The sequence below is a fragment of the Erythrobacter sp. SG61-1L genome, from assembly GCF_001305965.1.
Taxonomy (GTDB): Bacteria; Pseudomonadota; Alphaproteobacteria; order Sphingomonadales; family Sphingomonadaceae; genus Andeanibacterium.
Genome location: NZ_JXQC01000003.1, coordinates 2,699,191 through 2,719,535, shown reverse-complemented (window position 1 = coordinate 2,719,535; position 20,345 = coordinate 2,699,191). Strand labels below are relative to the sequence as shown.

Below are 20,345 nucleotides of genomic sequence, written 5' to 3'. Positions count from 1 at the left end.
CCCTGTGAGCGAGGCACCTGCCGAGGGCACTGCGCAAACCCTGCTGCGGCCCGCCATCGTCATTCCCTTCACCCTCACGGCCCTGATCTGGGGCGCGACATGGTTCGCGATCAAGGATCAGCTCCACGCCGCGCCGCCAAGCTGGTCCGTCACCTGGCGGTTCATCGTGGCGGCCATCGGCATGGGCGTGCTGGTGCTGGCGCGGCGGCAGAGCTTCCGCATGAGCCGCGAAGGCCATGTGGTGGCGGCGCTGTTCGGGCTGACCCAGTTCTGCCTCAACTTCAATCTGCTCTACCGGGCAGAGGCCTATCTCACATCGGGCATCGTCGCGGTAATGTTCGCCATGCTGATGCTGCCCAATGCGCTGCTGGGGCGCGTCTTCCTGGGCATCAGGGTTTCGGGGCGTTTCGTTGCGGGAACCGCCGTGGCGCTGGCGGGCATCGGCCTGCTGCTGCTGCATGAAGCGCGCGTGGCCTCTCTGGCTGGCGGGCTTGCGGGCGGTGCGGTCGTCACCGGCATTGCGCTTGCCTGCGCTTCCATCCTCGCGGCATCGGCGGCCAATGTGATGCAGGCCGGACAGGTGGCGCGGCGGCAACCGATTCTCGCCATGTTGTTCTGGGCGCTGCTATGGGGCGCACTGGGCGATTTCTGCGTCGCCTGGGTGCTTTCAGGCCCCCCTGTGCTCCCCTTGAGTGCCCGTTATGTCGCCAGTGTGCTGTATCTCGGAATCATGGGTTCTGTCGTCACGTTTCCCTTGTATTTCAGCCTGATACGCGCGCTTGGGCCGGGTCGCGCAGCCTATAATGGCGTGGTGGTGCCCATCGTCGCCATGCTGATTTCCACCCTGGCGGAAGGCTATCGCTGGTCACTGCTTTCGGTGGCCGGAGCGGTGCTGGCATTGCTGGGCATGGTGCTGGCATTAAGGGCGCGCAGCCCCTCGCGATAAGTGGGATAGGTGGGCTTCCAACCAAGTATCCGCTTGGCCTTGCCATTCGAAATCCGGCGGTTTTCCGTATAGAAAGCAAGGGCTTGATCACTAAGGCCGGCATCCTCCAGCGCAACCAGCGGCGGTAGGGGGGAACCCAGCAGGCGGCAGGCTTCCTCGATCACTTCGTTCTGCGAACAGGGATAATCGTCAGCCAGATTATAGGCCCCGGCGGGCGCATTCACTGCCTTCACGACACCGCTGGCGATGTCCGCCACATGTACCCGGCTGAACACTTGCCCCGGCACGTCGATCCGCCGCGCCTTGCCTTCGCGCACCCGGTCCAGCGCGCTGCGGCCCGGCCCGTAGATACCGGGCAGGCGGAAGACATGGGCGCCCAGTTCCAGCCAGCGCGCGTCGATTGCGGCCCGCGCCGTGCGCCTGCCGCCGCCCGTGGGTGCGTCCTCGTCGATCCACGCCCCGCCCGTATCGCCATAGACGCCGGTGGAGGACAGATAGCCCAGCCAGCGGCCTGCCAGCGCCGCGCCATAGCGTTCCAGCACCGGATCGAGGCCGGTGGCGGGATCGGGCGGAACGGAAGAGATCACGTGGCTGGCAAGGTCCAGCGCATCGTGCACGGCCTGCTCGTCATCGAAGGCGATATTGCCCCTGCTGCCTGTCGCATCGACCTGCCAGCCCTGCGCTCGCAGGTCGCTGGCGATATAGCCGGCCGTGTACCCAAGGCCGAAGATCAGGAAATGGGCCATGGCGCCAATCTACCCATTGGATGCGGCCTGCAAAGTACTTAAGTGCAAAGCCATGGATATCGTGACCAATCCCGAGATGGCCGACGCGGCCGAAACGCCCCATGCCCCCATTGTCGTCCTGCGCGAGGAATATGTTCCGCCCGCATGGCTGGTGCCGGAAGTGGCGCTGGATTTCGCGCTGGGCCTGGAAAAGACCCGGGTGCAGGCTACGCTGAAAGTGGCGGCCAATCCCGCGGCGGCAAATGATGGGACGATCCGCCTGAATGGCGACGGGCTTGCTCCTCTGGAAGTCCGGGTGGATGGCGAGGCAGTGAACAGCTGGCGGCTGGAACGCGGCGACCTGCTGATCGCCCTGCCGGGCGACGCGCACTCGCTGGAAATCGTCACCGAGATCGATCCCGCACAGAACACTCAGCTGATGGGCCTCTATGCTTCAAACGGCATGCTGTGCACCCAGTGCGAGGCGGAAGGCTTCCGCCGCATCACCTTTTTCCCCGACCGTCCGGACGTGCTCAGCACCTATCGCGTGCGCATGGCGGGGGAAAAGGCCGCTTTTCCCGTGCTGCTTTCCAACGGCAACCGCGAAGCCGCAGGCGAGAATGCGGATGGCACCCATTGGGCCGAATGGCACGATCCCTGGCCCAAGCCCTGCTATCTCTTCGCGTTGGTGGCGGGCGATCTGGTTTCCAATCGCAGCAGCTTCACCACCATGAGCGGGCGCGAAGTCGAACTGAATATCTGGGTTCGCCCCGGTGATCTCGACCGGACGGATCATGCCATGCGCTCCCTCATCAAGAGCATGAAGTGGGACGAGCAGGTCTTCGGCCGCGAATATGATCTAGACCTGTTCAACATCGTCGCCGTCAGCGATTTCAACATGGGCGCGATGGAGAACAAGGGCCTCAACGTCTTCAACACGCGCTATGTGCTGGCAGACCCCGAAACCGCGACCGACGCCGATTATGACGGCATCGAAAGCGTGATCGCCCACGAATATTTCCATAATTGGTCGGGCAATCGCGTGACCTGCCGCGACTGGTTCCAGCTCTCGCTGAAAGAGGGCTTCACCGTGCTGCGCGACCAGCTTTTCAGCCAGGACATGGGTTCCGAGGCGGTGAAGCGGATCGAGGATGTGCGCGTGCTGCGCGCGGCCCAGTTCCCGGAGGATTCCGGCCCGCTGGCGCACCCGATCCGACCGGATTCCTATCAGGAAATCTCTAATTTCTACACCGCCACCGTCTATAACAAGGGCGCGGAAGTCATCCGCATGATGCGCACCATGGCGGGGCCGGAACGGTTCCGGCAGGGCAGCGACCTCTATTTCGACCGCCACGATGGCGAAGCCGCGACCTGCGAGGATTTCGTCAAGGCGATCGAGGAAGGCGCCGGGCTGGACCTCGCGCAGTTCCGCCTCTGGTATTCGCAGGCCGGCACGCCCAAGGTGACGGTGCGGCTGGACCATGCGGGCGATACTTCCACGCTGCACCTCAGCCAGATCGTGCCCGCCACGCCCGGCCAGAAGGTGAAGCAGCCGATGGTTATCCCGCTGCGCCTGGCTCTGTTCGACCGGGCAAGCGGCGCTCATCGGGGCGAGGAACTGGTGGTGCTGAAAGATGCGCAGGCCAGCTTCACTTTCAGCGGTTTCAGCGAAGCGCCGGTGCTGTCGATCAATCGCGGCTTTTCCGCCCCGGTTTCGATCGAGCGCGAAATGAGCCATGACGATCTCGTCTTCCTTGCCGCGCAGGATGACGATCCCTTCGCTCGCTATGAGGCGATGCAGGAACTTACCGTGGGCCACCTCACCGCGGTTCTGGGCGGTACGCTGGACGATGCGGCGCGCGCGGCCGGGCGCGAAGCGATTGCCACTGCGCTGAAAGCCGTCCTCACCGATTCGGCGCTGGACGATCTGATGCGCGGCGAATTGATGCTGCTGCCCAGCCAGACCTATCTTTCCGAACAGATGCTGGTTTCCGATCCGGCTGCCGTCCATGGCGAGCGGGAAGGGCTGAAGGCCTGGCTCGGCGCTCAGCTGGAGGCGGAACTCACTGCGCTCCACGCCCGCGCCTCTGCCGTGCCCTACAGCCTCGAGGCCGAGGCACGCGGTGCGCGCAAGGTGAAGACGCAGGCGCTGGTCTATCTTGCGGCCGCCGCGCCCGAAAAGGCAGCCGAACTGGCGGCGGCACAATATCGCGCGGCGGACAATATGACCGACCGGCAGGGTGCGCTGATGGTGCTGGCCGGGCTGGAAACGCCCCAAAGTGCAAATGTGCGGTCAGAATTGCTGGCCGATTTCCACGCGCGTTACGCCGGCAATGCGCTGGTGATCGACAAGTGGTTCTCGCTGCAGGCGCAGTCGCTCCACCCGCAGGCGCTCGAACATGTGAAGGCGCTGGCACAGCACCAGGACTTCACGCTCAAGAATCCGAACCGTGTGCGCTCGCTCTATATGGCCTTCGCAGTGAATCCGCATGCGTTCCACGCGGCGGATGGCGAGGGCTATCGCATGATCGCGGACCTGATTCTCGCACTCGACCCGCTCAATGCACAGACGGCGGCGCGTTTCGTTCCGCCGCTGGGCCGCTGGCGCCGGATCGAACCGAAGCGGGCGGAGATGATGCGCGGCGAACTGGAACGGATCGCGGCCTCGCCGAATCTTTCGGCCGATACTTACGAGCAGGTGACGAAAAGCCTTGGCTGATTCCGCGCCCGAAGCCGTGGAGGTGAACCGCGCCGGAGTGCTGGAGGGCCTTCCACACGGCTTTCTGGGGCGTCGGGGCGGGGTCTCCACCGGGCTGGTCGCCGGGCTGAACGTGGGCTTCGGCGCGGGGGACGATCCGGAGGCTGTGGCACAGAATCGGCACCGCGCGGGCGAAGCCGTCTTGCCCGGTGCGCCGCTGGTGGCCGTCCACCAGGTCCATTCGGCCATCTGCGTGACGGTCGAGGAACCGTGGGACGATACCCGGCGGCCCACTGCCGATGCGCTAGTCACGGCCCGTCCCGGTACGCTGATCGGCATCGTCACGGCGGATTGTGCCCCGATTCTCTTCGCGGATCGCGAAGTGGGGGTGATCGGCGCGGCCCATGCCGGATGGCGCGGCGCGCATGGTGGGGTGGCCGAAGCGACGATCGAGGCAATGGAGGCGCTGGGCGCCCGGCGGGATCGCATCGCGGCAGCCATCGGCCCTTGCATCGCGCAGGCAAGCTACGAAGTGGGCGAGGATTTCCGAGCCAACTTCACTCCGCAGGATTCGCGCTTCTTCGTTTCCGGTATGCTAGGCCACTTCCAGTTCGCCCTGGAATCCTATGTTGCGGCCAGGCTTGAGGCTGCCGGTATCGGGCAGGTGGAGGGGCTGGGCCTCGATACTTATGCGCTGGAAGAGCGCTTCTTCTCCTTCCGCCGCTCCACCCATCGCGCAGAGCCCAATTACGGGCGCCAATTCTCGCTGATCGGCCTACCTTTTTCGATCTAGCTGCAAGAGGGTCGCAAAACCGCCAAAATGCCTGTTGGCATAGGGGCGCCTCTCGTCTATCAGCCCGCCCAAGTCGGCATTGGCAGCAGGCGCTAGACCTGTGCCCAACGCTTGCGGCGGGGGCTTCCTGAACGCGCGACTTTTGTTGATTTTCCCGGCTTTGCCGGCGGTAAGCTCCGCCGGTACGGCCGACAGGCAAGGCAAGGTTGATGGCAGATACGACTGGCACCGCAGACCCGGCAACGATCGCCGGGACGGAAGGTGAAGGCATCCGGCGCCGGGACTTCATCAATATCGCGGCAGTCGGTGCCGCTGGCGTGGGCGGCATCGCAACGCTCGTTCCCCTGATCAGCCAGATGGCTCCGTCGAAGGACGTGCTGGCAGAAAGCTCGACCGAGGTCGACGTCAGCGCGATCCAGCCGGGTCAGGCGATCAAGGCGATTTTCCGCAAGCAGCCGCTTTTCATCCGTAACCTCACGGCGAAGGAAATCGCCGAGGCAAATGCGGTCGACACCGCAAGCCTGCGCGATCCCCAGACGCTTGACGAGCGTACCAAGCCGGGCAAGGAAAACTGGCTCATCACCATGGGTGTCTGCACCCACCTCGGCTGTGTGCCGCTGGGCGCCGCTGAAGGCGAAGTGAAGGGCGAGTTTGGCGGCTATTTCTGCCCCTGTCACGGTTCGCACTACGATACCGCGGCTCGCATCCGCAAAGGTCCGGCTCCCAAGAATCTGGAAGTGCCGGAATATGAATTCACCTCCGACACTGTCGTGAAGATCGGCTGAGGCGAAAGAGAGAGATCATGAGCTTTCCCTGGGCAAACCATTACACCCCGTCGCATCCCGTGATGAAGTGGATGGACGAGAAGCTGCCTTTGCCGCGTCTCGTCTATAATGCAGTCGGTGCCGGCTATCCGGTTCCGCGCAACCTCAACTACATGTGGAACTTCGGCGTTCTCGCCGGCTTCTGCCTCATGCTGCAGATCGTCACGGGCGTGATCCTGGCGATGCATTATGCAGCCAATGCGGGCGTTGCCTTCGCCTCGACCGAGCACATCATGCGCGACGTCAACTGGGGCTGGATGCTGCGTTATGCGCACGCGAACGGGGCCTCGGCCTTCTTCGTGGTCGTCTATCTCCACATCTTCCGCGGTTTCTATTTCGGCTCCTACAAGGCGCCGCGCGAAATGATCTGGCTGCTGGGCGTCGTGATCTTCCTGCTGATGATGGCCACGGCCTTCATGGGCTACGTGCTTCCCTGGGGCCAGATGAGCTTCTGGGGCGCCAAGGTGATCACCGGCCTGTTCGGCGCGATTCCGGTCGTCGGCGAACCGCTGCAGACCTGGCTGCTGGGCGGCTTCGCCCCTGACAATGCCGCGCTGAACCGCTTCTTCTCGCTGCACTTCCTGCTGCCCTTCGTGATCGCGGGCGTCGTGATCCTGCACATCTGGGCGCTCCACATCCCGGGTTCGTCGAACCCCACGGGCGTAGAAGTGAAGAGCGAAAGCGACACCGTGCCCTTCCACCCGTATTACACGGCGAAGGACGGTTTCGGGCTGGGCGTGTTCCTGCTGATCTATTGCGCCTTCCTGTTCTTCATGCCGAACCAGCTGGGCCACCCGGATAATTATATCCCGGCGAACCCGCTCTCCACGCCGGCGCACATCGTGCCCGAATGGTACTTCTGGCCGTTCTACGCGATCCTGCGCGCCTTCACCTTCGACATCTTCTTCATTCCCGCAAAGCTGATGGGCGTGCTGGCGATGTTCGCGGCGATCCTGGTGTGGTTCTTCCTGCCCTGGCTGGACAACTCGCCGGTGCGCTCGGGCCACTACCGCCCGGTGTTCAAGAAGTTCTTCTGGATCCTCGTCATCGACATGGCCGTGCTGTTCTATTGCGGCGGCGCGCCGGCTGCAGAGCCCTATGTGATGATGAGCCAGATCGCCACGGCCTACTACTTCCTCCACTTCCTCATCGTTCTTCCGCTTGTCGCTTTGATGGAAAAGCCCAAGCCGCTGCCCTTCTCGATCACCGAGGCGGTGCTCGGATCGGATGACGATGCGAAGCTGGCTGCGAAGAGCTAAGCGAACAGTCCCGAGGGAAAACGACACATGAACCGCCTCATCGCATCCGTCGCCGTCGGCCTGTTCTTCGTGCTGTCCGTGCTCGCTGCATTCGTCAGCGGCGCTTACACCGCGATCACCGAGCCGGCCGCGCCGACCGCCGAACACGAGTTCCACAAGACGCCCAAGGAACTGCACCTTGCCAGCGATGGCCCCTTCGGCCGTTTCGACAAGCAGCAGCTCCAGCGCGGCTTCCAGGTCTACAGCGAAGTCTGCTCGGCCTGCCACTCGCTCAAGTATGTCGCGTTCCGCGATCTTGAGCAGCTGGGCTATACCGAAGCCGAAGTGAAGGCGATTGCCGCCAGCAAGCAGGTGCCGGGCGTTGACCCGAACACCGGCGAGGCGACCACTCGTCCGGGTCTGCCGACGGACTTCTTCCCGTCGCCCTATCCGAACGACATCGCCGCGCGCGCTGCCAATAACAATGCGGTTCCGCCGGATCTCTCGCTGATGACCAAGGCCCGTCATGACGGTGCTGCCTATGTCTATTCGCTGCTGACCGGCTTCCAGAACCAGCCTGCGGAACTGATCAAGAAGTTCCCGGATTCCAAGACGCCGAACGGCCTGCACTACAATCCGTATTTCGCGAACCTCAACCTCGCGATGGCTCCGCCGCTGACGGATGGTCAGGTCACCTTTGCTGACGGCTCGCCCGACACGGTCGATGCCATGGCCAAGGACGTCTCTGCTTTCCTTACCTGGACGGCCGAACCAACTCTCGACAAGCGCAAGCAGACCGGCTGGCCGGTGCTGGGCTTCCTGCTCTTCGCCACCGTGCTTGCCTATCTTGCCTACCGGAACATCTGGGCTGAGAAGAAAGCCAAGCACTGAGTCCGGTAAGACAGAACTGAATATCCGAACGCCCCTCCATCCCCTGATGCGAGGGGCGTTTTATTTGGCCCGCCAGCGCCCGAAGGGGATTTGCATGACGACCGATGAACTCAAGTCCCTGATCCGCACCGTGCCGGACTTCCCCAAGGAAGGAATCCTGTTCCGGGACATCACCACCCTACTGGCGGACGGCAAGGGCCTGACAGCCTCGGTGGAGCATATCGCCAAGCGCGCCAATGCGGTTGGAGCAGGCGCCATTGCAGGGCTTGAGGCGCGTGGTTTCATCTTTGGCGCCGCCGTGGCTTCCTTACTGATGCTGGGCTTCGTGCCCGTGCGCAAGGCCGGCAAACTGCCGGTGCCGACCATCGGCATCGACTATGCGCTGGAATATGGCGAGGCTCGGCTCGAGATCGATCCAACGCTGATCCAGCCGGGTGAACCGGTAATCATCGTGGATGATCTGATCGCAACCGGCGGCACCGCGCTGGCCGCCGCCAGGCTGCTGCGCCAGGCCGGTGCCGTGGTGGACCGTGCCCTGTTTGTGATCGATCTGCCCGAACTGGGCGGGGCGCAATTGCTGCGCGACAACGGCATCGAAGTCGAAGCGCTGATGGAATTCGAAGGTCACTGACCTGCACTGATTGCGGACCTGCAGGAATGGTCGCCCTGCAAACGCCGCTATTGACTGAACATACCCCGCAATGGCAGTGCAGCGCCACTGGAACGGGCGGGTATAGCTTAGTGGTAAAGCCCTAGCCTTCCAAGCTAGTTAGGCGGGTTCGATTCCCGCTACCCGCTCCAGCCTTTTCCAGAATTTCCGCCCCTGATCGAAGCAGTGAATCGCTTCACCGCGAAAACCATCGTCATGCGTTGACGCTCTGTTAGGGCGGACTATGCGTTGATGGCTGACGTTTCCGAGCAATCATGGGGTGCGAGGTTTTGACGCGGCTCTTTCAGGCTCTCGATCCGTCCCGGCACCATTTGACGCCCGCCGTGATTCTGCTGATCATGGCGTTCCTGCTGGGCGGTGGCGGCACGCCCAGCCCGCTGCCGGAACTCTCCCTCGAACTGCTTGCGGGCCTGACCATGCTGGCATGGATATGGTTGCCTGGCCCGGTCCGCCTGCCAACTGACCCTGCTCTATGGACCATCGCGGCGCTCGCCATCGCTGTTCCTGCCTTGCAGCTCGTGCCGCTTCCGCCGGATATTTGGCAGGCACTGCCGGGCCGAGAGGCGCAGGCTGCCGCGCTTGCTCTGGTTGGAGAGGAGGACAGCTGGCGCCCGCTTTCCATGTCGCCGCCGCGCACGCTGGCCAGCCTGCTATCCCTGGTCCCGCCCCTTACGCTGATGCTGATGGCTGGCGCGCTCCAGCGCCGGCAACGCCGCATATTGCTGGCCGCTATCCTGCTGATGGCGCTCGCATCCGCGTTGATCGGCGCATTCCAGATCAGTGCAGGCGGGCGGGCCTTTCGGTTCTACAGCGCCAGCCACGCCACTCTGGTCGGCTTTCAGGCCAACCGCAACGCGACTGCCGACATACTGCTGATCGGGATGCTGGCGCTTGCCGCATATGCGGCAGGGCACCAGTCGGAAAAAGGCCAGCCGAAGCGGGAGGCTGCCGGACAGCGGGTCTGGTGGCTCGCAGGCGCTGCCCTGCTGCTCGTGCTTGCCAGCATTTTCACAGCGTCGCGCACGGGCATTGCGCTGATCCTGCCGGTCGGGATCGCGGCATGGGCTATCCTTGCGCTCGATCCGCGCAAGGCGTGGAACCGGCGCTTGCCGGTAATCGCCGGGGGTGCCCTTGCAGTCATCCTTGGGGGCTTATTCCTGCTGCGGCATAATCTGGCGTTGCAGCAGGTGGCAGGGCGGTTCGACCGGATCGCAGGCGATGGGCGCGAAGGGCTATGGCGCGATACGCTCTACGCCGTCTGTCAATATTGGCCCTTCGGATCGGGCATGGGCACTTTCGTTCCCACATTTGTCGCGCTGGAACCGCTTGAGGCTGTCGATGCGGGCATGCCCAACCGGGCCCATAATGATTATCTCGAGTTGGCGCTCGAAGCGGGCGTTTTCGGGATCGCCGCCTTGGCCCTGACGGCTCTGCTGGTGCTGTTCATGGCCGTTCGCGCCTGGCGCAGGGAACGGCAGGACCGGGTCCAGATCGCTTTCGGCATGGCCGTGCTCGCGGTGATCGCGGCGCATTCGCTCGTCGATTATCCGCTGCGGTCCCTGTCGCTGGCCTGCCTTGCCGCGCTGGCCGTGGCCATGCTGGCAAGGCCGCCGCGCGACCGGCAAGATCGCCCCTAACGTTCAAGGCGCTTCAGGAACCCGTCATTGAGAAAGGTGCCGAAGGGAAACAGCGCCGCGATGAAAGTGCGCAGCCAGCCGAGCAGCCCCGCCTTCCTGCCCCACAGGCCCGGCACCATCGCCACGATATAGGACAGGAACAATACGCCATGCGCCCAGCCGACCGGGCGGATCAGGCCGGGCTGGTCGAACATATATTTCAGCGGCATCGCCACCAGGAACAGCAGCAGCGTGCTGACGCCTTCGGCCAGCGCGACCATGCGGAACAATCGAAGCAAGGGAATGGCCTTTCCTTAAGGCTTGAAACGCGCACCGCGAATATGGGTGAAATGATCGCCGTCCACTTCATACATGGCGATGGTTTCCACCACGCGCTTGTCCCCGGCGCGGGTCGGCCAGATTTCGCAATCCGGCCAGTCCCTGAACGTCTCGAAGGTGGTGCGGCAATGCATGGCGATGCGCGTGGGGGTGACGATCACGTCCAGCGGCGTGACGATCTCGGTGATGCGGGCCTTCACCTCGCGGTAGAAGTCCAGAATGGCCTCGCGCCCGTCGATCCGCTTCATGCCGCCCAGTTCGAAGATTACGTCGTCGGCATAGAAATGGCCGAACCCGTCGAAATCACTCGCGTTGAACGCGGCGACATAGCTGCGGAAATCCTCTTCGGTCACACTGCCTCCCCCACCGGCATATTGTCGATCAGCCGCGTGCCACCAATCCGCGCGGCGACCAGAAGCCGTGCCGCAGCATTGCCCAAGGCGGCCAGCGGCTCAAGCCTCGCTGCATCGGCAAGGGTGGCATAGTCGACGGAGGTGAAACCGGCTTCGACCAGTTCCGTCTCCAGCGCGGCAAGTGTGGCGGGTACATCCGCGCCCTGTTCGATCCGGGTGATCGCGGCCTTCATCGCGCGGGGCAGCGCGGCGGCGGCGGCGCGTTCCTCGCCCGAGAGGTATCGGTTGCGGCTGCTCAGGGCGAGCCCGTCGGCCTCGCGCACGGTGGGAACCCCCACGATATTGCCAAGCTGAGGCAGCGTAAGATCGAGATCGCTCGCCATGCGCCGGATTACGGCCAGCTGTTGCCAGTCCTTCTCGCCAAACAGGGCAATGTCGGGCTGCACCTGGTTGAACAGTTTTGCCACCACGGTTGCGACCCCATCGAAATGGCCGGGCCGCGCGGCGCCGCACAGGCCCTCGCTCACTCCGCTGACCGAAATGGTCGTAGCAAAACCGGAAGGATACATTTCGTCCACGGAGGGTGCCCAGAGTAGTGCCACGCCTTCCGCTTCAAGCAGGCGGGCATCTTCCTCCAGCTGGCGGGGATAGGCGCCCAAATCCTCGTTCGGGCCGAACTGGGTGGGATTGACGAAGATCGACACCACGACCGACGGCGCCAGCTCCCGCGCGCGGCGCACCAGAGTGAGGTGCCCATCATGCAGTGCACCCATGGTGGGCACCAGCGCGACCGGGCCGGCATTGCGGAGCTGTGCGACTGCATCCCGCAGGTCGCCTATCGTGGAGACGGCTTTCATGGGCGGTCACATCGGGTGCAAATGCTCTGAAAGCAAGACGCCAAAAGCAAAGGGGGCGGAACCTTGCGGCCCGCCCCCTGTATGTCACCAGTGCCTTGAAGCTTACTGGGCTTCCGGCGCGGCGGCCGAGGCATCTTCAGGCAGGCCGCCAAGCTGGTCGATCAGCTTGGTATAGGCATCCAGATAGGCAAGCACGATGATCTGGCCGATCTCGGTGTTCTGGTAGCCACCGGCACCGGCGCCGCCGAACACGCCGCCCGAGAACAGGCCGCCGCCTGCGCCCCAGCTGAGATCCTTCTTGCGGAAATAGCCTTCTTCAAGTGCCACTTCTTCCGTGGTGCGGGCATCGACCAGCGAAAGGGTGACGTTTGCTTCGCCCTTCTTCACCGAAATGCCGCCGGCAATCGCGCCGACCGTGCCGCCGAACAGGCCGCCAAGGCCGCCCAGCACCTTGCCGCCGCCGGAATTGTTGTTGGTGGAGATGATGTCGGGCTGGAGGAAGTAATCTGCCGCTTTCACCTGGCCCTTGCCGAGGTTGGAGCCTTCCTGCAGTTCGCCGGAATCGGCCAGTGCCCGTTCCATGTTGCGGCTCTGCATCGCGCCGCCGCGGTTCACCAGCGTGAAGCAGCCGGAACGCTGCACGAAGATGCGGATGATCGCTTCCGGGCTGCCCAGATTATATTCGCGCCACCACTGATCGTCAGGCTCGACGATGGCCAGCGTACCCAGCTTGCGGGTGCAGCGCGGAATTTCATTGGTGCCCTTTTCCTGATCCTTGCGCGCGGAGGACTTGTCCTTTTCCTTCGCGAAGGCCGGAGCCGGGGCCATACCCAGCACAAGTGCCGACGCCATGACGCCGGCGATCAACTTCCTCATGGAATCGCTCCCTAAAACTTGACTATCAATGTCGAGGTTCCTGGGTGGCGTCCCGTCATCCTTTCCCGGAATGGCAGGCACCTTAGCGCGCCTGACCGGCAACGGAAAGATACATAGGCAGTTACTTTCGCGGTTTACCGCGCTTTTTGCCCCGCAATAGTGCAATCCGAACCGCACCGGAGCGAACGAAGAGGCCAAGATTGGGGATAGTGCAATTGCCTCGCAACTTTGCGTTGGATAATAGCCTGTGAGTGCCCGGCCGCTGGCCATGGGCCATTGCCAGCAATAGCGAGAGACCAGCCAGACCGTGCCTGCCAACGCCCCTCACCGTATCGTTTTTGCCAACGAAAAGGGAGGCACCGGCAAGTCCACCACTGCCGTGCATGTGGCGATCGCGCTGGCCTATCAGGGTGCGAAGGTCGCCGCGCTGGATCTCGATCCGCGCCAGCGCACCCTGTTCCGCTATCTTGAAAATCGCGCCGATACGGAAAAGCGCCGCGGCATCAGCCTGCCCAATGCCCGCTTTGGGGTATTCACTGGCGAAACGGTGGAAGAACTGGATCTGCTGGCGCAAGAAACCGGCGAGGGCTGCGATTTCCTGATCTTCGATACGCCCGGCCGCGACGATGTGTTTGCCCGCCACGTCGCCACCGGCGCGGATACGCTGGTGACCCCGCTGAATGACAGCTTTGTCGATTTCGACCTGATCGGCCAGGTCGATGCGGAAAACTTCAAGGTCAAGCGGCTGAGCTTCTATGCCGAGCTGATCTGGGAAACGCGCAAGAAGCGCGCCATGGCCACGATCCGCGACCAGCGCCGTGAGATGGACTGGGTGGTGGTGCGCAACCGCACGCAGAAGCAGGAAGCACGCAACCAGAAGCGTATCGACGATGCGCTGAACGAACTTTCCAAGCGCGTCGGCTTCCGCATCGCACAGGGCCTTTCGGAACGTGTGATCTATCGCGAATTGTTCCCTTCCGGCCTCACCCTGCTCGACAAGGGGCATCTGGGCGAGCTGGGGACCAGCCATCTTGTCGCCCGGCAGGAACTGCGCACATTGATCGCCGGGCTGAACCTGCCTTTCAGCGCCAAGAAGGCGCGGGGCGTGGAAAGGGTCTGATCCCATGTCGCGCCTGATCCTTTTCGCCGTGATCGGGATCGCGCTCTGCAAGGCGCTGACCGGTCGCTGGCCGTGGGATTTCCTGAAGGGGCCTTCCACTCGCAGCCAGGCAGTGTTCCGCGCACGCAAGCTGCTGGCCGTGCGGGCGGATGCCCGGCGTGAAGAGATCATCGACGCCCATCGCCGCCTGATCGCGATGGTCCATCCTGATCGCGGCGGCACGAACGAGCAGGTGCATGAAGCCAATGCCGCGCGCGACCTGCTGCTCGACGAACTGCCTGACGGCAACTGAGGACTTTCCATGAGCCACCGGTTCCATCCCACCGTTCTGCGGGAATACGATATTCGCGGCATTATCGGCGAGACGCTGGGCGCGGCCGATGCGCGCGCCATCGGGCGCGCTTTCGCCACGCTGTTGCGTGATGCGGGCGGGAAGAAGGTCGCGGTCGGCTACGATGGGCGGACCAGCTCGCCCATGCTGGAAGAGGCACTGGTGGAGGGCCTGACTGCCAGTGGCTGCGACGTGGTGCGGATCGGCATGGGGCCTACGCCGATGCTCTATTACGCGGAAGCCTCGGCAGAGGATGTGGATGGCGGAATCCAGATAACCGGCAGCCACAATCCCCCCAATTATAACGGCTTCAAGATGGTCTTTCAGGGCCGTCCGTTCTTCGGCCACGATATCCAACTGCTGGGCAAGATCGCGGCGGAAGGCGTGTGGATGGACGGCGCCGGCACGGTCGAGAGCCGCGATGTGCTGGATGCCTATGTCGGGCGGATGCTGCAGGGCCTCGACGGGATCGACCCGGAAGCCCTTGCATCGCTGCGGGTGGGCTGGGATGCCGGCAACGGTGCGGCGGGCCCTGCGCTGGAAGCGCTCGCCGCGCGTCTGCCGGGCGAGCATCACCTGCTCTACACCGAAGTGGACGGGACGTTTCCCAATCATCATCCCGATCCCACCATGCCGGAAAATCTGGCGGACCTTCAGGCACTGGTGGCGGAAAAGAACCTCGATTTCGGTATCGCCTTCGATGGCGATGGGGATCGGATCGGCGCGGTGGACGGGCAGAGCCGGGTAATCTGGGGCGATCAGCTGCTGATGATCTATGCCGAGGATCTGCTGCGCGACGTGCCCGGCGCCACGATCATCGCCGACGTAAAGGCCAGCCGCGCTCTGTTCGACAAAGTGGCGCAATGCGGCGGCAAGCCACTGATGTGGAAGACCGGCCACAGCCTGATCAAATCCAAAATGAAGGAAACGGGCGCCCCGCTGGCAGGCGAGATGAGCGGCCACATCTTCTTCGCCCATGGCTATTACGGGTTTGACGATGCCCTCTATGCCGGGGTGCGGCTGATTGCTGCTTCCGCCCGGCTGGGGCAGTCGGTCACGCAGTTGCGTTCGGCCATGCCCGACATGATCAACACGCCCGAATTGCGCTTCCAGGTGGATGAGAGCCGCAAGTTCGGTGCCATCGGGGAAGTGAAGGACCGGCTTGCCGCCAGCGGCGCGGATGTGGACGCAACCGACGGGGTGCGTGTCTCCACGCCCGATGGCTGGTGGCTGCTGCGGGCCTCCAACACGCAGGACGTGCTGGTGGCCCGCGCCGAAAGCGGCAGCGAGGAAGGGCTGGCGCGCCTTGTCGCCCAGATCGACGAGCAGCTGGAGCTTTCCGGCCTCGAACGCGGGCCGCAGGCCGGACACTGATCCTGACCCGATTCGGGCCTAAATAGCTCGAAACAACCGCAAACCGTGCTTGCGTGGCAGCCATGTCGCGCTACTCATGGCGTCATGCAGGGCGCGAAGGGGGCATGGCGTGCTGATCGGTATTGATCTCGGGACAACGAATAGTGCGGTGGCTGTCTGGCGCGAAGGCGGGGCGGAACTGGTGCCCAATGCGCTGGGCGAATTCCTGACGCCGTCTGCCGTCTCGATTGACCGTGACGGCATGGCCTATGTCGGCCGCGCGGCGCTGGAACGGCTGCCCACGCACCCGGCGGAAACCGTCACCAGCTTCAAGCGCATGATGGGCACGGATCGCACCGTGCGCCTGGGCAAGAAGCACGATTACCGGGCGGAAGACCTGTCCTCGCTGGTGCTCACCTCTCTGCGCGACGATGTCGCCCATGCCTTTGGCGAAGTGCCGACAGAGGCAGTGATTACCGTGCCGGCCTATTTCAACGACAAGCAGCGCAAGGCCACCCGCCGCGCGGGCGAGTTGGCGGGGCTGAAGGTCCGCCGCCTGATCAACGAGCCGACGGCGGCCGCGCTGGCCTTCGGCCTGCAGGATCGCGGCGACCGCGAACCGTTTCTGGTGTTCGACCTTGGCGGTGGCACTTTCGACGTTTCGGTCGTGGAGATGTTCGAGGGCATCGTGGAAGTGCGCGCCTCGGCTGGAGACAACCGGCTGGGTGGGGACGATTTCAACCATGCGCTGGTGACGCTGGCGCGCCCGCGTCTGGATGCGGAACAGGTGCTGGAAAGCCTTCCGGCAGACAGGCGCGAGGCCTTGCTGACCGTGGCGGCGGAACGCACCCGCCGGGCGCTCTCAACTGCGCAGGAAGCCGAATTCTCGGTCACGATCGGGGATGTGATCTACAGCGCGCGGATCGCGGCCGATGAGTTTGAACAAGCTGCCGAACCGCTGCTGAAGCGTCTGCGCGATCCGGTGATCCGCGCCCTGCGCGATTGCGCCATCGACGCGGCGGAACTGAGCGAGATCGTCCTGGTCGGCGGGGCCACGCGCATGCCCGCCGTGCGGCGCGCGCTGACCCGCATGTTCGGGCGCTTCCCGGATTCCTCCGTCCACCCGGACCATGCAGTGGCACTGGGCGCGGCGGTTCAGGCCGGGCTGCTGGCGCGCGATGCCGGGCTGGAGGAAATCCGCATCACCGATGTGGCGCCCTTCACGCTGGGCGTCGATGTGGCGGAAGTGGACCGCTTCGGCCAGATGCATCAGGGCCTGTTCTCCCCGATCATCGAACGCAACGTGCCTGTGCCGGTCAGCCGCCAGCACATCTATTCCACTGTCTCCGACAATCAGGAAAAGGTGCAGCTGGGCATTTATCAGGGCGAAGCCCGGCTGGTGAAGGACAATGTGAAGCTGGGCCAGCTCGAGGTGCCCGTGCCCCGCCGCCCGCGCGGGGAAGTCGCGGTGGAAGTGCGCTTCAGCTATGACAGCAGCGGCCTGCTGGAAGTGGACGTTTCGGTGCCCGATTCCGGGATCACCCGCAATCTGGTGATCGTGGACGAGGAAGACCGGCAGGACGCAAAGGAATTCGAGAAACGGCGCCAGTCGCTGGCGAAACTGAAGTTCCACCCGCGCGAGGATGCGGAAAACGTCACCCTGATGGCGCGGGCGCAGCGCTGCTATGAAGGATTTACCGGCCTTGCTCGCGAGGAGATCGGGCACTGGATCATGCATTTCGATTCGGCCCTGCAACGGCAGGATCCGCGCGAGATCAGCATGGCCCGCGAAGAACTGCGCGCCAATCTTGACCGGCTGGAAGCCCACTCCCCCTTATGAGCCGCCACGGCCCCTGGAAGGTACTGGGGATCGATCCCACAGACGATCTCAAGGCAATCCGCCGCGCATATGCAGACAAACTGCGCGCGATGGATGTGGATCAGGATGCGGCGGCCTATGAGCGATTGCGCGATGCGCGCGACCATGCCCTGTATCTGGCCAAGTCCATGTCTGCCCCTCTGGAGCCGCTGGAGGAGGAAGAGGAGGACGAGTGGGGCCTTGGCTTTGCCATGGCCGAGGAAGACGTTCAGGGGCCTTATAGCGGCGCGTGGGGGCATCATGGCGATGCAGGCCCCTTTGCCGCGGAGCCGGAACCTCCGCAGGCTGCAGAGCCGGGTCCGGACATGCTGTTGCAGCACTTGCTCTTTCCCGGCGGTGAGCAAAGCGACCAGGGCTTCACATACGAGGAATATGAAGCGGCACAGGGCCTGTTGCGGCAGATCGTCGCCACCGCGCTGGAAGGCGATGTCAGCCTGCAGCGGTCGATAGATTTCTGGCTGGCGGATCGGCTCGCATCCGCCTGGCCGCGTTCTGCCCCGCTGGTGATCGAGGCGGCCGAGGCTTTCGAGTGGGAACGGCAGGCCGGCATGCTGGGCGAAGGGCCGGCGCAGGCCTTCCTGAACGCGCGGCTGCGGGGCATGCGCTTCCACGAAAAGGTGCAGGCAGAAGGCCATTGGGCGCACAAGGCCTGGGCCGAGCTTTCACGGCCGGGCGAGAAGAAATGGTATGAACGCTCAGCGGCGCGTTCGGCCGATGTTTCCAAGCTGCTTGCCGGTGTGCGCGAGCATTTTCCGGAGATCGAGGCGTTCCTCGACGCCGATCGTGTCCGTTCCTGGGAACGTAAATCGCGCAGCGATGCCTGGGGCATGATGGTGCCGATCATGATCGGCCTGTTCATGCTCGCAAGGGTCTTCGCGAGCATCTCGCAGGATACGGACAGCTCCCCTTTCGATGCTCCGCCCGTGACCATGAACCAGACCGTTTCGGCCGAAGATGCGCGCAATTTCATTGTCCATGAACTGTTCGGCCCGGACACTGTCTTTGAAGTGGTGGCGGAACGATCGCCCACAATTGCGCAGCTCATCACCCAGAAAGTGCGCGGCGTTGATGATGAGATCGATCAGGAAATCGCCGCCGACGAGCTGGCGATCACTTTACGGGAAGGCCTGGTCAGCGCGTCGCGCGCAGCCGGTTTCGAGGAACTGGTGCAGATCGACCAGCTGAAGCTGGAGCTTGCCACTTTGGCAAAAGAGAAAAGTGGCAGCCAGGCCTGCATGGCCATGCTGCAGGAAGGGCGCCTGTTCCCCAGCATCGTGCCGCCGCCCGAACTGCGCGAGAGGGAGCGCGCCCTGGCGGTGAAACTGCTTGAATCGCGCAAGCTGGAAAGCGGGTTCCAGAGCCAGCCCGGAATGTCTGCCTCTGTGCCTGGCGCCGTGATCGACGCGGCCCAGCGCGCAAGCGGGCTGAGCGACAAGGAAGTGCAGGACGCGCTGAAGCACAAGGGATCGTACGATGTCCAATGTACCTTCCATCTGGCGCTGATGGGCGAAGTGCTGCGCCAGCCTGCCAAGGTTCCCGGCGACCTGCTGCGGGTTCTTTAGCGGATCACCAGCCAGGCCAGGCCTGTGGCCAGCGCGCTGGCGAACAGCGGCAGTGCGCCCAGCTTGCCCTTGCTCCATCCGGCAATGCCGATGGCGACCACGCCCTTGAAGATGGTGTTCAGCGTCACCGGAATGGCCAGCACGGTGCCTGCCACCAGCGGCTCCAGCGTGCCGGGCGGCAAATTGCCCATGGTGATGATGGCGGAATCGACATCCACGATGCCCGATACGGCCAACACCAGCGCCAGCCCCTGATCGCCGAAGGTTTCCAGCACCCAATGGGCCACCACGGTCAGCGCCATGACCAGCACGGTCAGCAGCAGGGCCGGCCCTAGATCGAAGGGATTGCGCACGCCCACTTCGCCGGGGGCATCCTGCGGCGCCCGCGTGGCGGTGCGGATCGACCATGCGGCGGCGGCCAGGCTGACCAGCGCCCCGGGGGCAATCAGCACGGCCAGATGGGGCAGGGCAAAGGGTGCCAGTAGGCCCACCAGCACGGCCACGCGCAGATACATCACCACGGAAGCCGCGCTGATCGCGGCGGAAAGCACAGCCGGGCTGGCCGCCCCTTCGCGCATGCGCTTGGCCATGCCCGCCGTAACCGCTGTGGAAGACACGACCGCGCCCGCCGCCGCTGTGGCGATATGTCCGCGTGAAGCGCCCAGCCATTTGGCCGCGAAATAACCGCAGAAGGAAAAGCCGGAAACCATCACCACCACAGCCCAGAGCTGGCGGGGGTTCCACGCATCGTATGGGCCGAAGCCGCGATCCGGCAGCAGCGGCAGGATCACCATGGCGATCACCGCGAAACGCGCGATGGCCATGACTTCGCGCTCTTCAAGGTGGTTGATCCAGCTGTGCAGCCGCCCTCGCAGCGATAGCAGCGCTACCATGGCCACGGCGATAGTGGTGCCCAGGAGCCGCTCGCCCATGCCTGCCATGAAGCCGCTGGCAATGGTGATCAGCCCCACCATGCTGGCCGTGCCGCTCACCTGAGTGCCGCTGCTGGATCGGCGATAGCCTACAACCACCAGCACGGCCGCAGCAGCCAGCAGGATCAGCGCAGGGCCTTCGGCATGGGTGTAGAGCACACCCGCCATGCCGCCGGCCAGGCCCAGCAGGCCATAGGTGCGTATGCCCGCAAAGCGCGCGCCATCGGGCAGGTTGCGGAAGGTCCAGCCACGCTGGATGCCCACCAGCAAGCCCAGCGCCAGCGCCAGGCCGACCCCGATGAAGTGGGAAAGATCGAGACTGCCCGTCATTATGCGCCGCGT

Annotated in this window: 19 protein-coding genes and 1 tRNA gene; 14 read left to right on the top strand and 6 right to left on the bottom strand. The window is 64.1% G+C overall.

Annotated features, from left to right (window positions below; translation table 11 throughout):
• Window positions 1–4: 4 nt before the first annotated feature.
• Window positions 5–946: a DMT family transporter gene (locus tag SZ64_RS13295; protein ID WP_054532252.1), complete on the top strand. Its 942-nt coding sequence runs from the start codon at window positions 5–7 to the stop codon at window positions 944–946.
• On the opposite strand, the gene SZ64_RS13290 is transcribed toward SZ64_RS13295, so the two are convergent.
• On the bottom strand, window positions 856–1,692 hold the full coding sequence (locus SZ64_RS13290) for an epimerase (protein ID WP_054531271.1): 837 nt from the start codon (window positions 1,690–1,692) through the stop codon (window positions 856–858). The genes SZ64_RS13295 and SZ64_RS13290 overlap by 91 nt on opposite strands.
• A 52-nt stretch (window positions 1,693–1,744) precedes the next feature.
• On the opposite strand from SZ64_RS13290, the gene pepN reads away from it, so the two are divergent.
• The 8 genes from pepN to SZ64_RS13250 all read left to right on the top strand — a co-directional run bounded on the left by pepN (window position 1,745) and on the right by SZ64_RS13250 (window position 10,422).
• Window positions 1,745–4,390 (top strand): aminopeptidase N, encoded by a 2,646-nt coding sequence (gene pepN, locus SZ64_RS13285; RefSeq protein ID WP_054532251.1) that lies wholly within the window; start codon window positions 1,745–1,747, stop codon window positions 4,388–4,390.
• Window positions 4,383–5,162 (top strand): peptidoglycan editing factor PgeF, encoded by a 780-nt coding sequence (gene pgeF / locus SZ64_RS13280; RefSeq protein ID WP_054531270.1) that lies wholly within the window; start codon window positions 4,383–4,385, stop codon window positions 5,160–5,162. Before pepN ends, pgeF begins: the two co-directional genes overlap by 8 nt.
• A 209-nt stretch (window positions 5,163–5,371) precedes the next feature.
• Window positions 5,372–5,947 carry a ubiquinol-cytochrome c reductase iron-sulfur subunit gene (petA, locus tag SZ64_RS13275; RefSeq protein WP_054531269.1) on the top strand — a complete coding sequence of 192 codons (576 nt, stop codon included), beginning with the start codon at window positions 5,372–5,374 and terminating at the stop codon, window positions 5,945–5,947.
• A gap of 17 nt (window positions 5,948–5,964) precedes the next feature.
• Entirely contained in the window at window positions 5,965–7,245 is a 1,281-nt protein-coding gene (locus SZ64_RS13270) for a cytochrome b/b6 (RefSeq protein ID WP_054531268.1), read from the top strand.
• Between the two features lie 27 nt (window positions 7,246–7,272).
• On the top strand, window positions 7,273–8,115 hold the full coding sequence (locus tag SZ64_RS13265) for a cytochrome c1 (RefSeq protein ID WP_054531267.1): 843 nt from the start codon (window positions 7,273–7,275) through the stop codon (window positions 8,113–8,115).
• A 94-nt stretch (window positions 8,116–8,209) separates the two neighbouring features.
• Window positions 8,210–8,746, top strand: coding sequence for an adenine phosphoribosyltransferase (locus SZ64_RS13260; RefSeq protein WP_054531266.1), 537 nt, complete (start codon window positions 8,210–8,212; stop codon window positions 8,744–8,746).
• 96 nt (window positions 8,747–8,842) lie between these two features.
• Window positions 8,843–8,916 (top strand) — tRNA-Gly (locus SZ64_RS13255).
• A 192-nt stretch (window positions 8,917–9,108) separates the two neighbouring features.
• On the top strand, window positions 9,109–10,422 hold the full coding sequence (locus SZ64_RS13250; protein ID WP_206742912.1) for an O-antigen ligase family protein: 1,314 nt from the start codon (window positions 9,109–9,111) through the stop codon (window positions 10,420–10,422).
• Here SZ64_RS13250 and SZ64_RS13245 read toward each other — a convergent pair.
• From SZ64_RS13245 to SZ64_RS13230, 4 genes are all read right to left on the bottom strand, one after another.
• Window positions 10,419–10,700 carry a DUF3817 domain-containing protein gene (locus SZ64_RS13245; RefSeq protein WP_241773040.1) on the bottom strand — a complete coding sequence of 94 codons (282 nt, stop codon included), beginning with the start codon at window positions 10,698–10,700 and terminating at the stop codon, window positions 10,419–10,421. The two genes, SZ64_RS13250 and SZ64_RS13245, sit on opposite strands and share 4 nt — an antisense overlap.
• Before the next feature lie 15 nt (window positions 10,701–10,715).
• Window positions 10,716–11,093: a nuclear transport factor 2 family protein gene (locus SZ64_RS13240; RefSeq protein ID WP_054531263.1), complete on the bottom strand. Its 378-nt coding sequence runs from the start codon at window positions 11,091–11,093 to the stop codon at window positions 10,716–10,718.
• Window positions 11,090–11,950, bottom strand: a complete 861-nt coding sequence (panC, locus tag SZ64_RS13235; RefSeq protein ID WP_054531262.1) for a pantoate--beta-alanine ligase — start codon at window positions 11,948–11,950, stop codon at window positions 11,090–11,092. The genes SZ64_RS13240 and panC overlap by 4 nt, the downstream gene beginning before the upstream one ends.
• Window positions 11,951–12,052: 102 nt before the next feature.
• Window positions 12,053–12,826 carry a CsgG/HfaB family protein gene (locus SZ64_RS13230; RefSeq protein ID WP_054531261.1) on the bottom strand — a complete coding sequence of 258 codons (774 nt, stop codon included), beginning with the start codon at window positions 12,824–12,826 and terminating at the stop codon, window positions 12,053–12,055.
• Window positions 12,827–13,133: 307 nt separating this feature from the next.
• On the opposite strand from SZ64_RS13230, the gene SZ64_RS13225 reads away from it, so the two are divergent.
• The 5 genes from SZ64_RS13225 (at window position 13,134) to SZ64_RS13205 (ending at window position 19,071) form a co-directional block, all read left to right on the top strand.
• Window positions 13,134–13,946 carry a division plane positioning ATPase MipZ gene (locus tag SZ64_RS13225; protein WP_054531260.1) on the top strand — a complete coding sequence of 271 codons (813 nt, stop codon included), beginning with the start codon at window positions 13,134–13,136 and terminating at the stop codon, window positions 13,944–13,946.
• A 4-nt stretch (window positions 13,947–13,950) separates the two neighbouring features.
• Window positions 13,951–14,238, top strand: a complete 288-nt coding sequence (locus SZ64_RS13220) for a molecular chaperone DnaJ (RefSeq protein WP_054531259.1) — start codon at window positions 13,951–13,953, stop codon at window positions 14,236–14,238.
• 9 nt (window positions 14,239–14,247) lie between these two features.
• Window positions 14,248–15,651: a phosphomannomutase/phosphoglucomutase gene (locus tag SZ64_RS13215; protein WP_054531258.1), complete on the top strand. Its 1,404-nt coding sequence runs from the start codon at window positions 14,248–14,250 to the stop codon at window positions 15,649–15,651.
• Between the two features lie 109 nt (window positions 15,652–15,760).
• Window positions 15,761–17,470, top strand: a complete 1,710-nt coding sequence (locus SZ64_RS13210; protein ID WP_054531257.1) for a molecular chaperone HscC — start codon at window positions 15,761–15,763, stop codon at window positions 17,468–17,470.
• Window positions 17,467–19,071 carry a hypothetical protein gene (locus SZ64_RS13205; RefSeq protein WP_054531256.1) on the top strand — a complete coding sequence of 535 codons (1,605 nt, stop codon included), beginning with the start codon at window positions 17,467–17,469 and terminating at the stop codon, window positions 19,069–19,071. Before SZ64_RS13210 ends, SZ64_RS13205 begins: the two co-directional genes overlap by 4 nt.
• On the opposite strand, the gene SZ64_RS13200 is transcribed toward SZ64_RS13205, so the two are convergent.
• Window positions 19,068–20,333 (bottom strand): DUF4010 domain-containing protein, encoded by a 1,266-nt coding sequence (locus SZ64_RS13200; RefSeq protein ID WP_054531255.1) that lies wholly within the window; start codon window positions 20,331–20,333, stop codon window positions 19,068–19,070. The two genes, SZ64_RS13205 and SZ64_RS13200, sit on opposite strands and share 4 nt — an antisense overlap.
• Window positions 20,334–20,345 lie beyond the last annotated feature (12 nt).

Excerpts from the sequence above, each read along its gene's own strand:
- SZ64_RS13290 (WP_054531271.1), bottom strand. The coding sequence starts at position 1,692 with ATGGCCCATTTCCTGATCTTCGGCCTTGGGTACACGGCCGGCTATATC.
- pepN (WP_054532251.1), top strand. The coding sequence starts at position 1,745 with ATGGATATCGTGACCAATCCCGAGATGGCCGACGCGGCCGAAACGCCC.
- petA (WP_054531269.1), top strand. The coding sequence starts at position 5,372 with ATGGCAGATACGACTGGCACCGCAGACCCGGCAACGATCGCCGGGACG.
- SZ64_RS13270 (WP_054531268.1), top strand. The coding sequence starts at position 5,965 with ATGAGCTTTCCCTGGGCAAACCATTACACCCCGTCGCATCCCGTGATG.
- SZ64_RS13265 (WP_054531267.1), top strand. The coding sequence starts at position 7,273 with ATGAACCGCCTCATCGCATCCGTCGCCGTCGGCCTGTTCTTCGTGCTG.
- SZ64_RS13260 (WP_054531266.1), top strand. The coding sequence starts at position 8,210 with ATGACGACCGATGAACTCAAGTCCCTGATCCGCACCGTGCCGGACTTC.
- panC (WP_054531262.1), bottom strand. The coding sequence starts at position 11,950 with ATGAAAGCCGTCTCCACGATAGGCGACCTGCGGGATGCAGTCGCACAG.
- SZ64_RS13230 (WP_054531261.1), bottom strand. The coding sequence starts at position 12,826 with ATGAGGAAGTTGATCGCCGGCGTCATGGCGTCGGCACTTGTGCTGGGT.
- SZ64_RS13220 (WP_054531259.1), top strand. The coding sequence starts at position 13,951 with ATGTCGCGCCTGATCCTTTTCGCCGTGATCGGGATCGCGCTCTGCAAG.
- SZ64_RS13215 (WP_054531258.1), top strand. The coding sequence starts at position 14,248 with ATGAGCCACCGGTTCCATCCCACCGTTCTGCGGGAATACGATATTCGC.
- SZ64_RS13205 (WP_054531256.1), top strand. The coding sequence starts at position 17,467 with ATGAGCCGCCACGGCCCCTGGAAGGTACTGGGGATCGATCCCACAGAC.
- SZ64_RS13200 (WP_054531255.1), bottom strand. The coding sequence starts at position 20,333 with ATGACGGGCAGTCTCGATCTTTCCCACTTCATCGGGGTCGGCCTGGCG.